This is a genomic window from Aeromonas sp. ASNIH5, from assembly GCF_002902865.1.
Lineage (GTDB): Bacteria > Pseudomonadota > Gammaproteobacteria > Enterobacterales > Aeromonadaceae > Aeromonas > Aeromonas caviae.
Map to the genome: position 1 here is coordinate 2,643,447 of NZ_CP026122.1, position 13,569 is coordinate 2,657,015.

Here is a 13,569-nt window from a genome sequence, read left to right on the forward strand (position 1 = left end):
CATTACACATCCCCCCGCACCCATTCGTCTTACCTATCAAAGGGCTAGGAAAGGCCCATTGGCCCGTCACTGTGCAGATCCGTAGGCTGACCCCCTATCAACAAGGAGAGACATCCATGACCGACAAGACCCTGCGCAGCGCCAACGGCGCCCCCGTCGTCGACAACAACAACAGCCTCACCGCCGGCCCCCGCGGCCCCGTCCTGATGCAGGACATCTGGTTGATGGAGAAACTCGCCCACTTCGACCGCGAGCGCATTCCCGAGCGGGTGGTGCACGCCAAGGGCTCGGGCGCCTACGGCACCTTCACCGTGACCCACGACATCAGCGCCTTCAGCAAGGCCGACCTGTTCAACGCCGTCGGCAAGCAGACCCCGGTGTTCCTGCGCTTCTCCACCGTGGCCGGCGAGAAGGGGGCCGCCGACGCCGAACGCGACGTGCGCGGCTTCGCCCTCAAGTTCTACACCGAGCAGGGCAACTGGGATCTGGTGGGCAACAACACCCCGGTGTTCTTCATTCGCGATCCCCTGAAATTCCCCGACTTCATCCACACCCAGAAGCGGGATCCCCGCACCAACCTGCGCAGCGCCACCGCCGCCTGGGATTTCTGGTCCCGCCATCCGGAATCCCTGCACCAGGTCACCATACTGTTCAGCGATCGCGGCATCCCCAGGAGCCTGCGGGAGATGAACGGCTACGGCAGCCACACCTTCAGCTTCATCAACGACGCGAACGAGCGCTTCTGGGTCAAGTTCCACTTCAAGACCGAGCAGGGCCACAGCTTCTACACCGATGAAGAGGCGGCCACCGCCGTCGGTCAGGACAGAGAGACCAGCCAGGCAGATCTGTTCAACGCCATCGAGCGGGGGGACTTCCCGCGCTGGAAGGTCTATGTGCAGGTGATGCCAGAGGCCGAGGCCCAGACCTACTCGATCCACCCGTTCGACCTCACCAAGGTGTGGCCCCACAAGGACTACCCGCTCATCCCGGTGGGCGTGCTGGAGCTCAACCAGAACCCGGACAACTACTTCGCCCACGTGGAGCAGGCCGCCTTCACCCCGGCCAACGTGGTGCCCGGCATCGGCTTCTCGCCGGATCGCATGTTGCAGGGGCGGCTCTTCTCCTACGGTGACACCCAGCGCTATCGCCTCGGCGTCAACCACGGCCTGCTGCCGGTCAACGCCCCGCGCTGCCCGTTCCACCACGGTGCCCACCGCGACGGCGCCATGCGGGCCGACAGCAACGGTGGCGCCAGCCCCAACTACCAGCCAAACCGCTTCGGCACCCAGCAGCCGAGCGAGCAGCACGAACCGGCCCTGAGTCTGGAAGGGGCTGCCCTGCACTACGATTTTCGTGACTACGACAGCGACTACTACAGCCAGCCGGGGGATCTCTTCCGCCTGATGGACGAGGGGCAGCGTGCCCGCCTCGCCGCCAACCTGGCCCGCTCCCTCATCAATGTGGAGGATGACGCCATCGTCGCGGCCCAGCTCAGGCACTTCGAGCAGGCCGACCCCGAGTACGCCAAACGGGTCGAGCTGGCCCTGGCCGCCCTGCAACGCTGAGTCGCAGGCAGCCAACCTCTGCAAAAGCAAAACGGGGGCCTGATGGCCCCCGTTCTCGCATGACGGTCTTTGCTGAATGAAGGGGTTGTACCGCCAGCTCACGGCGGCAACGACGTTGTGCACTGGCAGAGCGGCACCATTATCCACCTGTGGTAATAAACCTGTCTGTGGTAATGCACTTTTAGTCACCAATAAAAACGGAGCCCGAGGCTCCGTTCTTCAATGCCGTATCCATCCCGGACACTGCGCCCTCGCGCGCTTCCCGTCCCCTTGCCAACAAGGGTTTGTACCGCCAGCTCACGGCGGCAACGACGTTGTGCACTGGCAGAGCGGCATCATTATCCACCTGTGGTAATAAACCTGTCTGTGGTAATGCACGTTTAGTCACCCATAAAAACGGAGCCCGAGGCTCCGTTCTTCCATGCCCTATCCATCCCGGCCGCTGCGCCCTCGCGCGCTTCCCTCCCTTGCCAACAAGGGTTTGTACCGCCAGTTCACGACGGCAACGACGTTGTGCACTGACAGAGCGGCACCATTGTCCACCTGTGGTAATAAACCTGTCTGTGGTAATGCACTTTTAGTCACCAATAAAAACGGAGCCCGAGGCTCCGTTGTTCAATGCAGTATCAATCCCGGACGGAACGCGCTTCGCGCTCTTCCCGCTCCCTTGCCAACAAGCGTTTGTACCACCAGCTACTGCGACGACGTTGTGCATTGGAAGAGCGACGAGCCATTGCTTAGATCCCAGTCAAGAGAAGAAAGAGCCGCATTATGCGATAGAGATCACGCCCGTGTCTGTAGCTGGATCAAGAAAAGGCTCACTGGCCCACCCGGATCGTCCGCTGATTGCCCTCCGGTTCACCACTCTGTGACGGCGTCGTCACCTCTCGCCAGATCAGGGGACCATTGGTCTCCATCGCCTGTTGCGGCGCACACTCCAGCCAGAGCTCCCCCTGCTGGATACGGGCCCCCTGGGAGTATTTCTGATCCTGATACCAGCACACCCGCTCGGGCAGCGAACCAAGGGGCAGCACCAGCTCGGTGCCCACCGAGTGGCTGAGGGTGTTGGACGCCGGGGCGGCCAACGCGGGGAAGAGCCAGCCAAGGGCCAGCAGACAACCTGCACAACGGATCATGGGAATTCCTGTCACGGGGGTGTGAAAGTGTAAAGCGACCAGCAGAGCCCTCGACTTGACCAATAAATGTCGGCCCATCTGGCATTCCGGAAGCAATATGATAGCCTGCCTGCGCCCGCAAAGGCCTGTCAGGGTTCTGCCGTGGGCCCCCACCGGCATCGCCGGGATGCGGTAATGAATAACCCTTAATAATCAGATAATTAACTGGATATGTTGTCAATGCGTATCATGCCGTTGCTCAAGGCTGCCTGCCTGAGCCTGATGTTGTCCGCCTGTGTCGCCCCCCTGCTGATGATGAGCCCCACCAGCCAGCTGATGTGGGCCCTGCTCAAGCCGCTGGTCGGTTTCGATCCGAACGAGGCCAACCTGTTCGAGCAGCCGCTGATCAAGGACAGAATGACCGCCATGCTGGGGCCCAACTACGAGAGCACCATGCAGCTGCTCAAGACCGCCGACGAGCTGCAACAGGAGGGGCCGCTCTTTTACGTGGTCTCCCGCTACGCCCCCGTGCCGGACGTAGCCAAGCAGGCCGGCATGGTCTGGAACGCCGACACCAACCAGCTAGCCGTCATGGTGCAAAAAGGTGACGGGGCGACCCAGGTCTTCGGGGAAAACCTGACGGCCGCCACCCCGACCTGGCCCAGCGCCATGCAGGGCTGGCAGTCCCAGGCCACCCCGGCCGCCACGGCCCTGACCGGTGCCGGTCAGGGGCTCACGGGCGCTGGCAGTTCTCTGCTGGGCACCATGATGGGGGGCCTGCAACAGAACGCCAGCAAGGCCCTGTCCGACTCCACCAGACAGGTGATCGGCAGTGCCGCAACCACGGCGCAGCAACAAGCGACCAAGGCGGCGAGCGACTCGGCCAAACAGGCCGCCAGCAGTGCCGCCACCACGGCGCAGCAGCAAGCCGCCAAGGCGGTGAGTGACACCGCCAAGCAGGCCACCAGCAGCGCAGCGACCATCAGTGCCGCCACCACGGCGCAGCAACAAGCCGCCAAGGCAGTGAGCGACAGCGCCAAGCAAGCTGCCAGCAGTGCCGCAACCACGGCGCAGCAGCAAGCGACCAAGGCGGTGAGCGACAGCGCCAAACAGGCCGCCAGCAGCGCAGCCACCATCAGTGCCGCCACCACAGCGCAGCAGCAAGCGACCAAGGCGGTGAGTGACAGCGCCAAGCAGGCCGTCAGCAGCGCAGCGACCATCAGTGCCGCCACCACGGCGCAGCAGCAAGCGACCAAGGCGGTGAGCGACAGCGCCAAGCAGGCCGCCAGCAGTGCCGCAACCACAGCGCAGCAACAAGCCACCAAGGCGGCGAGCGACAGCGCCAAGCAAGCCGTCAGCAGCGCAGCGACCATCCGTGCCGCCACCACGGCGCAGCAGCAAGCCGCCAAGGCAGTGAGCGACAGCGCCAAGCAGGCCGCCAGCAGCGCCGAAACCATCAGTACCGTGACCAGTGCACAGCAGCAAGCCGAAAAGGCGGTGCAGCAACAGGGCGAGAAGCGGGAAGCGACCTCCGGCACCCTGAGCGATCAGGCCAGGGCGGATGCCGAAGCAGAGCTGGAAAAACTGCTTAACTGACTTATTTAAGCGTCATGCCACCATAAAAACAGGCCATCACATGATGGCCTGTTGTTTATCTGACCCGTGGCAGGGGAAGATCAGAAATGGCGGTCCTGCTCGGTGGGCTTGGCACCCTTCTCTTCGCTGTGCTCGATGGCGGTGCGGATAAGGTCGACGCCGGCCCGGATGATCAGCACCCCCATGTTGACCAGCTTGACGCAGACCCACATGAAGGTGATGAGCAGGATCAGCTTGAGCACCGTCTGGAAGGCCTCCAGGAAGTTCTGCTCCAGCTGGGCGGTTAGCCCGTTGGCGCTGCTCATCAGCCAGGTGTACACCTCGCGCACGAAGGGGATCCGGCTCGGCATCTCCAGCACGTCCAGCGCAGCAGGCAGGGCCTGGAAGATGACGATGCTGCCAAACAGTATCAGGATGACGCCGATGGCAATCCCCAGAAAGAAACCGAACTGTCGCATGAAGAGCCCCACAATGTAGTGAATGAGAAGAACAATAGCCGCCAATACTAGGGACTGCCCGCGCAGACGGCAATCCTTGCGTCCCCCACAGGGTCGGTGCCCCCTGCAAGCCATTGCCCGGCCGTCTGATTTCTGTGACCCTTGTCCCCACTCCTTGCCCCTGGGTGTCATCATGTTTCGAGTCGTCTTCTGCCTGCTGCTGTTGCTGGGCGGTGCCCTGCCCACCTCCCGCGCCGAATCCCCTCCCTCTGCGGCCGCCTGCGTGATCCGCCACCAGCAAGGGATCCTGCTGGTGCAGGACAGGCTCTCCTCGCGCTACAGCCTGAGCGGCGGTTACATCGACAGGGGGGAGACCCCGGAGCAGGCGGCCCTGCGCGAGCTGTTCGAGGAGACCGGCCTGCAGGGTCGCGTCACCGGCGAGCTGGGGCGCTGGCAACGGGCCAGGGTGTTCGCCTGCCAGACCCTGGAGCCCCTGCGGGTCCAGCGGGGGACGGGGTTTGTCTCCCTGCTCCAGGCCCCGGATCTCGGTGGCGAGATCCTGAACGCCAGGCTGATCGCGGCCGCCGACCTGCCCCCTGACCAGCGTCGCTTCCCGGCGCAGCTCGACTGGATAGCCCCGGGGCTGGCCGAGGTGCCAGAGAGCCAGGTGCTGTGGGTGACGGATTTCAGCGACGCGGCCAGTGCGCTGCACCGCGCCGAGTTGCCGCTGATCCAGCGCCTGCAACAATGGCTCGGGGCGGATGCGCTCTGGCCAAGGGCGGGCAATCTGCTGGGCTCGGCCCCCTTCCAGCTGGCGCTGCTGCCCTTGCTGCTGCCCCTGCTCGGCTGGTCCAGGCTGCGCCACCTGCTGTTTGCCATGGTGCTGCTCACCCTGGTGGTGAACCTGCTCAAGGCGGGCATCGGCTGGCCCAGGCCCTTCCACCTGCAACCCGAGCTGGCCCGCCAGAGTGCCCAGGGCTTCGGCATGCCGAGCGGCCACGCCGCCTCGACCCTGCTCTACTGGGGCCTGCTGCTTGGCTGGCTGCCGGCGCTGCGGGCCTGGCAGGGGGCCCTGCTGGCCCTGTTGCTGGCCGGCGTGGCCGGGCTGGCCCGGGTCTGGCTGGGGGTCCACTTCCTCTCGGATGTGGTGGCCGGCCTTGCTCTGGGGACCCTGCTGCTGGCACTGCGCGCCCCGCTGGCGAAGCTGGCGGCACGCCCGTTCCCCTGGGCCGGGCTGCTCATCGCCAGCGCCCTCTCGGCCTGGCTCACCCAGTCCACCGCCCTGGCCGGGCTTGCCATGTTCACCCTGGGGCTGGTATCGGGTAATCTGCTATCACTCGAACGGAGCCCCACCCCCGCCCTGCCCGCCGCGCTGCTGACCCTGGCAGGGGGACTGGTCGTGGCAGGGCTCCTGTTCCTGGTGCCCGCGCTCACCAGCAGCTCTCTGCTGATCCTCGCGGGACAAGGGTGGCTCTTTGGCTGCCTGGGGTTCTGGCTCAGCGCCGGGCTCTGGTGGTCGTTGTCCGCTATCCGTCACGGTGCCCGAACCGGGCGCTCAACCCCTCGTTAAGGGAATGCCATGAATATGAAAAAAGTGGATTTGGCCAAGATCACCCTGGGTTTGCTGTTCCTCAGCCTGCTCATCATCTCGTGCTTCATGGTCTTGCGCCCCTTCCTGCCCGCCCTGGTGTGGTCGACCATGATCACCATCGCCACCTGGCCCCTGATGCAGATGGCCCAGCGCCTGCTGTGGGGCAAACGCACCCTGGCGGCGTTGCTGATGACCAGCATCTTGCTGCTCATCTTCGTCATTCCCCTCTTCATGACGCTGGCCAACGTGGCGGAGAAGGCCCCCATGCTCATCGAGCTGGGCACCGAGCTCAGCCAATCCCCGCCCCCGAGCTGCTCTGGTTGCAGCAAGTACCCCTGGTGGGCGACAAGCTCTACGACTTCTGGCAGCAGATCCTCGCGAGCGGCGGCCAGGTGCTGTTCACCAAGCTGGCTCCCTACTTCGGCCAGACCGCCCGCTGGCTGGCGGCCCAGGCGGGCAACCTCGGCCTGCTGTTCGTCCACTTCCTGCTGACCGTGGCCATCTGCGGCCTGCTCTACCACTCGGGAGAGAAGGCGGCAGAAGGCATTCGCCGCTTCGCCCACCGTCTGGCGGGCCAGCGCGGTGACAATGCGGTGGTGCTCGCCTCCCAGGCCATCCGTGCCGTCGCCATGGGGGTGGTGGTGACCGCCCTGGTGCAGTCCTCGGTGGCGGGCCTGGGCCTGCTCATCGCCGGCATTCCCTATGTCATGGTGCTGGTGGTGCTGATGTTCCTGCTGATCGTCGCCCAGATAGGCCCCTTCCCGGTGCTGCTGGCCAGCGTCGGCTACCTCTACTGGAGCGGGGACACCACCTGGGGCACCTTCCTGCTGGTCTGGTCCCTGCTGGCGGGCACCATGGACAACTTCCTGCGCCCCTTCCTCATCAAGCGCGGGGCCGACCTGCCGCTGATCCTCATTCTGGTGGGGGTCATCGGCGGCCTGCTGGCGCTGGGGATCATCGGTCTCTTCATCGGCCCCGTGGTGTTGGCGGTGGGCTACACCCTGCTGGATGCCTGGATCAAGGAAGATGACCAACCGGTAACCGCTCTGGTGGAGCCGCCCAAGGCGCCGTGACGATTCATTCATCCCCGATGCAAAGAGCCGCCCCAGGGCGGCTCTTCTGTTTGTGGCGATGGCGGCAAACAGGACTTTCCTCCCGGTGGGACGGGTCACTGACCATCCACACCGCCCACGGCAGCGGTATAAGCCATATTGATGGATTTGCCCTGAATGACCCGATGTTTGCTTATACCAAGGCGGATTGGCCCCAGGCACCGGGACATAGCCTGAAAAAGGCCGTCGTCAGGCAATGGCCGACCCCGCGCCACGGGAACCTACGATAACGTCTTGCGGTTGATCGAACCTGCGGGCCCACGGACGACCTCTGTTCGCAGAACCCAAGTGCCGGTCGCGGCCTTTAGAACCAAAGTTCGAACCGGAACGCCAAAACACGAACCAGGGTTCGAATCACTCCTTCCCCTCCCCTGTTCCCTGCCGAAGGCGCCCGCCACAATGCCTGCACCATTGGAGGAGAACACAATATGAACGAACTGAGAGCAACACGGGCCCTCATCAGCGGCGGCGCCAGCGGCATCGGACTGGCCATCGCCGAGGCCCTGGCCAGCCAGGGGGTGGAGCTGATCCTGGCTTCCCGCCGCCGGGGGCTGCTGGAGCAGGAAGCGGCCAGACTGGAGGCGCGATACGGGGTGCGAGTCATGGCACTGGCGCTGGATGTGTGCGACGGCGATCAGGTGCGGGACGGCCATGCCCGGATCCGGGAGCGGCTCGGCCCCATCGATCTGCTGATCAACAACAGCGGGGTCGGCAGCGACCACCTGGTGCAGGACCTGCCGGAATCGGAGTGGGACAGGGTGATGGATACCTGTGCCAAGGGCACCTTCCTGCTGACCCGGGCCTGCCTGCCGGACATGCTGGCAAACCGCCACGGCACCGTCATCAATATCGCCTCCCAGGCCGCCAGGCACGGCTATGCCAGGGCCAGTGTCTACTGCGCCGCCAAGTTTGCGGTGCTGGGGTTCGCCCGGGCACTGCGGGAAGAGGTGCAACACCAGGGCATCCGGGTCCACACCCTCTGTCCCGGACTGGTGCAGGTGCCGCCCCCGGCTTGCGCCGCTGATCGCAAGCCCGGCTGGCTGCAGGTGGAGGATCTGGCCGAGGCCGTGCTCTACACCCTGCGCCAACCCCCTCATGTCCAGCTCGACGAGATCGGCATGACGGGGATCTGAGCGAGGCGCCATGGAACGCCAGCAAGGATAAGGGGCGCCGAGGCGCCCCTTGTCCTGCGTCACACCGCCAGAGGCGGCCTGCGCGTAAGTTCAGGCAGGTTGATGGAGGGTGATGCAGTGGATGCCGCCGCCCCCGGCCGCCACCGGGTCTATGTCTATCTGCACTATCTTGCGCCCCGGATAGAGGCTGGCCAGCAGATCCCGGCAATGGCGGTCGGCCCTGGCATCCCCGAACTGGGGAGCGATGACGGCGCCGTTGACGGGCAGGTAGTTGATGTAACCGGCGGCAAAGTCCGGGCTGCGGCTGAACTTGTTGTCCCGCCCGCCCAGAGGCGGCGGCAGCTGATGCAGCTCCAGCTTGTTGCCGTCGGCGTCCGTCGCCTGCTGCAGGATGGCGAGGTGCTGGCGGGTCACCTTGTAGTCGTAGGAGTCGGGATCGTTGTCCATGTTGATCACCACCACCCCGGGGCGCACGAAGCGGGCGTAGAAGTCCACGTGGGCATCCGTGATGTCGCGGCCCTTGATCCCCGGCAGCCAGATGATCTTGCGCAGCCCCAGGTTGGCCTTGAGCTCCGCCTCCACCTGCGCCTTGGTGAGGCCGGGGTTGCGGTTGCTGTTGATCCAGCTGCTCTCGGTCATGATGGCGGTGCCGTTGCCGTCCACCTCGATGCCGCCCCCCTCACCGATGAGCTCGCTCTGCAGGTAATAGGCATCGGTCTGCCGGCCCACCAGGGCGGCGACCCTGGCGTCATGGCTGTGCTCCTGCTTGTCACCCCAGCCGTTGAAGTTGAAGTCCACCAGCCCGAGCCCTCCCTGCTCGTCCTGCACGAAGACGCCGCCGGTATCCCGCAGCCAGATGTCATCCATCTCGGCGTGGACGAAGTGGGTGTTGCGCTCGCCGCACAACTGGCGCGCCAGCGCCTCGTCATCCTCGTGGCAGAGCACGTTGACCCGGGTGTAGGGCACCATGGCCTGCACCAGCCGGCCTATGGTGGCCTGCACCGCCGGATAGTCGCTGCCCCAGATGGCCTCGCTGGCGGCAAAGGCAACCCAGACCAGGGTCTGAAACGTCGACTCTTCCGGCATGTAGAAGCGGGCCGCTGCCGGGCTGGCGACGGTTGCGGCGGCCTGGGCCCTTGGCAGGGTACCCAGCCCGACCAAGGCGCCGAGGGCGGCCAGCTGTTTCAGAACATGGCGACGGGATGACATGAGATGACTCCTGTGAAAACGGGCTAGAAACTGAGCGTCCTGGCCCAACAAAAGAGGGATCAAAAACAAGCGCTGTTAATCGAATCACGCTGAGTAATAGACTATCTGCTGCATGGATGGCGAACAAACGATCGATTTTCCGTAAAAGTGATAAGTGGAGCTAATCAATGGTGTTCAAGCAGTGGCCCCCGCTCAACGTGCTGCGAGGCTTTGAGGCGGCGGCCCGACTCGGCAGTTTTCATCAGGCGGCGCAGGAGCTGCACCTCACCCAGTCTGCCATCAGTCAGCAGATCCGCTCGCTGGAGGAGCTGCTTGGCCAGCCCCTGTTTCACCGCCAGGGACGTTCCGTCGCCCTGACCGACGCGGGCCAGGATCTGCTGGAGACGACCCAGCAGGTGCTGCTGCAACTGGCGGTGGGAATACAGCGCCTCGAGCAGTACCGCAAGCCGAACCAGCTGGTGCTCAACACCAGTACCGCCATCGCCCGCCTCTGGCTGCTGCCCCGGCTGGCCGACCTTCACCGTCAGCATCCGGGCATCGATCTCTGGCTGTTCACCAGCGACGACACGCCGAACATGGCCGAGCAGACCATCGACATTTCGCTGCGCTGGGGGCTGGCTCCCCAGGCGGAATGCCGCCATCAGCCGCTGCTGGCGGATCGGCTGCTGCCGGTGGCGAGCCCGGCCGTGCTGGCACAGCCCGCGCAGGAGCGCACCACCCTGCACGGGGAGCGGGAGATGGACTGGCACCACTGGACCCTCAAGGGCGGCGACGATCTGCACCTGCAGACCCAGGGGCTCAACTTCTCCGATCCCGGCTTGTTGCAGGATGCGGCCAGCGCCGGGCTCGGGGTGGCGCTGGCGAGCGAGCTGCTCTCTCGCGACGCACGCCGACAGGGGTTGCTGCTGCCCCTCTCGTCCCACCGGGTGGCCGGGCCGAACTGGAACATGCTGATCCATCAGGAGAGCGAAGGCAGCCCCCAGTGCCGGGCGGTGAGCCAATGGCTCCAGCAGCAGTTTGCCGCAGAGGCTGCCACCCGGGACCAGGACGCGACACTCTGAGAGCGGTCACTGAATCGGGGCGGCAAGGGTGATTAAATGGCCCCTTCCCTTTTGCCGGACATCGCCGTGACCATGCCATCCGTTCCCCAGCCCCTCTCGTCCTGGCCCGAGCACCTGCAGGCCTCCTGGCTGCGCTGTGCCCACCAGACCAGCGCGTCCCTCTGGCATCCTCCCCACTGCGCCAGAGGGCAGACCCTGGAGAGCCTGCGCCAGCGCAAACGGGACCTGCTCACTACCGGCGAGATGGCACTGGAGGATCTCTACGAGTTCATGGAGGGGCGCCCCTGCGCCCTGCTGCTCACCGACGAGAGCGGTTGCCTGCTGGCCCGGACCGGCCACCCCGATACCCTGCAGGCGCTGGCGGTACTCGGTTTTGGCCCAGGCGCGTTTTTCAGCGAGGGACGCATCGGCACCAATGCCGTCAACCTGGCGGCCCTGGAGGGGGTGCCGCTCTGCGTCAGCGGCCCCCAGCACTTCAACCAGAGTCTGCACCCCTGGCACTGCTGTGCCAGCCCCGTCTACAACAGCACCGGTCGCCAGGTGGCGATCGTGGCCCTGATCTGCCGGGTGGAAGAGGCCGCACCGGGGGATCTCGCGCTCACCGTCAGCGCCGGCCGTGAGCTGGCCAATCTGCTGCAGATGGAGCGCCTGATGCAGGAGTCCCAGCACCACTTGAGCGAGCTCTATGCCCTGCTGGATGGCATGGAAGACGGCGTGCTGGCCTGGGATCCCCAGGGGCGGCTGCGCTACCTCAACGCCCTGGCGGCCACTCGGCTACAACTCGACCCGGCTGTCTGCCTGGGTCAGCCCCTCGATCACCATCTGCTGATGCCCCAGCGCCTGCGTCTGGCCATCGCGGAGATGACCCCCCTGAGCCATGTGGAGGTGACGCTGGAGCGGCGGGAAACCCGGGGCGAGGCCTTCATCGACGCCCTGGTGAGCCTCAAGCCCCTGCCGGGGCCGGACGGGGTCAGCTTCATCGTCCTGCTCCATCCCACCGATCGGCTGCGCGCCATTCATCAACTGCGCCAGACGGTGCCCGAGCTCTCCGCCCTGGTGGGGGAGTCGAGCGCCATGCGCAAACTGCTTCGCCACGCCCGCCAGGCGGCCAGGGGACAGGGCCCCGTCCTGCTGCGAGGGGAAGAGGAGGTGGGCAAGGCCCAACTGGCGGAGGCCATCCACTTTGGCAGCGAGCGAGCCGCCGGCCCCCTGGTCATCTTCAACTGCCAGGCATGGCCGAGGGAGCGGATGGCGCTGGAACTCATGGGGTCCGACGAGGCGGGGCAGGAGCGGGCAGGCAAGTTCGAGCTGGCTCACGGTGGCACCCTGGTGCTGGAGCAGGTGGAGTGCCTGCCCGCCCCCATGCAGGCCGCCCTGCTGCAACTGCTCAAGACGGGGCGCATCCAGCGCTTCGACTCCGCCCGCATCCTGCCCCTCAGGGTGAGGATCATCGCGACCAGCAGCGCCCCGCTGGAGCAGCGGGTGCAGGAGGGGGGATTCGGCCGCCAGCTGCTCTATGCGCTGCAAGGGTGCGAACTCTGGCTGCCGAGCCTGCGGGAGCGCAGCGCCGATCTGCCCGGCCTCATCCGCCAGCACCTGGCGGTGCAGGGGGGCGAGCCGGGGCGCCAGTTCACCCCTGACGCCCTCGACTGCCTGCTGGCCTACCCCTGGCCCGGCAACCTGGGGGAGCTGCGCAGCGCCATCGAGTATGCCCTGCTGCATTGCAGTGAGGCACAGATCCCGCCCCGGGCGCTCCCGGCCGCCATCCGCCAGGGTCATTGCCTGCTGGCGGACGAGGTGGTGGGACAGCCGCTGCTCACACTGGCGGAGCTGGAGCATCAGGCGATCCTGCGGGCCGCCCGTGCCAGCAAGGGCCAGGTCAGCCAGATGGCGCGCCAGCTCGGGATCAGCCGCACCACCCTCTGGCGGCGACTCAAACTACTCGACATCGATCCCGCCGACTACCATCACTGACCAGAACGCCCCTCAAACAAGCGGGCCCCGTCGTGACGGGGCCCGGATGGGGGAATGTTTCAGTCGCCGAAGCGATCCCGCGCCAGTTGCTGGAAGCAGCTCAGCGCCGCCCCGGCATCCTCCCCTCGCGCCAGCAGGATGAGCCTGTCCCCCTGGCGCACATCGAGCATGGCGAGCCGGCTCAGGCTGCGGGGATTCGCCTCTTTCTCCCCCTTTTGCAGCCTGAGTTCAGCGGCAAAGGGCTTGAGTGCCGCGACCAGCCGGGCGGCGGGGCGCACATGCAGGCCGTGGGGATTCTCCACCACCACCTCGCAGCGCAGCCAGCCGTCGTCGGCAACGGGAGCTGTCTCGGTGTTGGCCTGCGCCGCACTGGCAGGCAGCATTCCCTGTTTCGGGCCCAGCGCGCCAAGCGCCTCGGCGGCTACCTCGTCCAGCGTCAGGCCTGCGCCAGCGGCCACCACGGCGGCCAGAGTGCCCTCGACAAGCGGGGCGGGGCTGAGCCGCACCCGGGCGCTCAGCTCGGAGGGCAGCAGCTCGAGGGCGGTCTCCGCGCTCAGCAGAGCGCTGCCCAAGTCCATCAGCACCAGCACCCCGCTGCCGTCATCCGCCTCTTCCATCGCACTCATTACGGCGATGGCGTCGGTGCCGATGGGATGGGCGGGGTCATCGACCCCGGCCGCCAGCAACAGTTTCGCCGGGCTGCCGAGCTGATCGGCCAGGGCTTTCAAACCGGCCGCAAGCATGGCGCTGTGAGAGACCACTACGATGCCGATCAT

At 65.9% G+C, this 13,569-nt stretch carries 10 protein-coding genes and 1 pseudogene; 7 read left to right on the plus strand and 4 right to left on the minus strand.

Going from position 1 to position 13,569, the window contains the following annotated elements:
* Nucleotides 1-116 precede the first annotated feature (116 nt).
* On the plus strand, nucleotides 117-1,565 hold the full coding sequence (locus C2U30_RS12265; protein WP_043155000.1) for a catalase: 1,449 nt from the start codon (nucleotides 117-119) through the stop codon (nucleotides 1,563-1,565).
* 818 nt (nucleotides 1,566-2,383) lie between these two features.
* Here the strand turns inward: C2U30_RS12265 and C2U30_RS12270 are convergent.
* On the minus strand, nucleotides 2,384-2,701 hold the full coding sequence (locus tag C2U30_RS12270) for a DUF1496 domain-containing protein (RefSeq protein ID WP_039040821.1): 318 nt from the start codon (nucleotides 2,699-2,701) through the stop codon (nucleotides 2,384-2,386).
* A 219-nt stretch (nucleotides 2,702-2,920) separates the two neighbouring features.
* Between C2U30_RS12270 and C2U30_RS12275 the strand changes: the two genes are divergently transcribed.
* A complete protein-coding gene (locus C2U30_RS12275; protein ID WP_103243844.1) occupies nucleotides 2,921-4,276 on the plus strand; it encodes a hypothetical protein in 1,356 nt (451 codons plus the stop codon).
* Between the two features lie 80 nt (nucleotides 4,277-4,356).
* On the opposite strand, the gene C2U30_RS12280 is transcribed toward C2U30_RS12275, so the two are convergent.
* Nucleotides 4,357-4,734 (minus strand): hypothetical protein, encoded by a 378-nt coding sequence (locus C2U30_RS12280; RefSeq protein WP_010675931.1) that lies wholly within the window; start codon nucleotides 4,732-4,734, stop codon nucleotides 4,357-4,359.
* A gap of 172 nt (nucleotides 4,735-4,906) precedes the next feature.
* On the opposite strand from C2U30_RS12280, the gene C2U30_RS12285 reads away from it, so the two are divergent.
* From C2U30_RS12285 to C2U30_RS12295, 3 genes and pseudogenes are all read left to right on the plus strand, one after another.
* Nucleotides 4,907-6,283, plus strand: coding sequence for a bifunctional NUDIX hydrolase/phosphatase PAP2 family protein (locus C2U30_RS12285; protein ID WP_199767273.1), 1,377 nt, complete (start codon nucleotides 4,907-4,909; stop codon nucleotides 6,281-6,283).
* 9 nt (nucleotides 6,284-6,292) lie between these two features.
* Nucleotides 6,293-7,377: pseudogene (gene ydiK, locus C2U30_RS12290) on the plus strand (AI-2E family transporter YdiK).
* A 467-nt stretch (nucleotides 7,378-7,844) separates the two neighbouring features.
* Complete coding sequence (locus tag C2U30_RS12295) at nucleotides 7,845-8,549, plus strand: SDR family oxidoreductase (protein WP_103243846.1); 705 nt, start codon at nucleotides 7,845-7,847, stop codon at nucleotides 8,547-8,549.
* 90 nt (nucleotides 8,550-8,639) lie between these two features.
* Here C2U30_RS12295 and C2U30_RS12300 read toward each other — a convergent pair whose 3' ends face one another.
* Nucleotides 8,640-9,758, minus strand: coding sequence for an agmatine deiminase family protein (locus tag C2U30_RS12300; protein ID WP_103243847.1), 1,119 nt, complete (start codon nucleotides 9,756-9,758; stop codon nucleotides 8,640-8,642).
* A gap of 167 nt (nucleotides 9,759-9,925) precedes the next feature.
* On the opposite strand from C2U30_RS12300, the gene C2U30_RS12305 reads away from it, so the two are divergent.
* Complete coding sequence (locus C2U30_RS12305; RefSeq protein ID WP_103243848.1) at nucleotides 9,926-10,819, plus strand: LysR family transcriptional regulator; 894 nt, start codon at nucleotides 9,926-9,928, stop codon at nucleotides 10,817-10,819.
* Nucleotides 10,820-10,891: 72 nt separating this feature from the next.
* Entirely contained in the window at nucleotides 10,892-12,793 is a 1,902-nt protein-coding gene (gene dhaR, locus C2U30_RS12310; protein WP_103244699.1) for a dihydroxyacetone kinase operon transcriptional regulator DhaR, read from the plus strand.
* A gap of 59 nt (nucleotides 12,794-12,852) precedes the next feature.
* Here dhaR and dhaM read toward each other — a convergent pair whose 3' ends face one another.
* Nucleotides 12,853-13,569, minus strand: coding sequence for a dihydroxyacetone kinase phosphoryl donor subunit DhaM (gene dhaM, locus C2U30_RS12315; protein WP_103243849.1), 717 nt, complete (start codon nucleotides 13,567-13,569; stop codon nucleotides 12,853-12,855).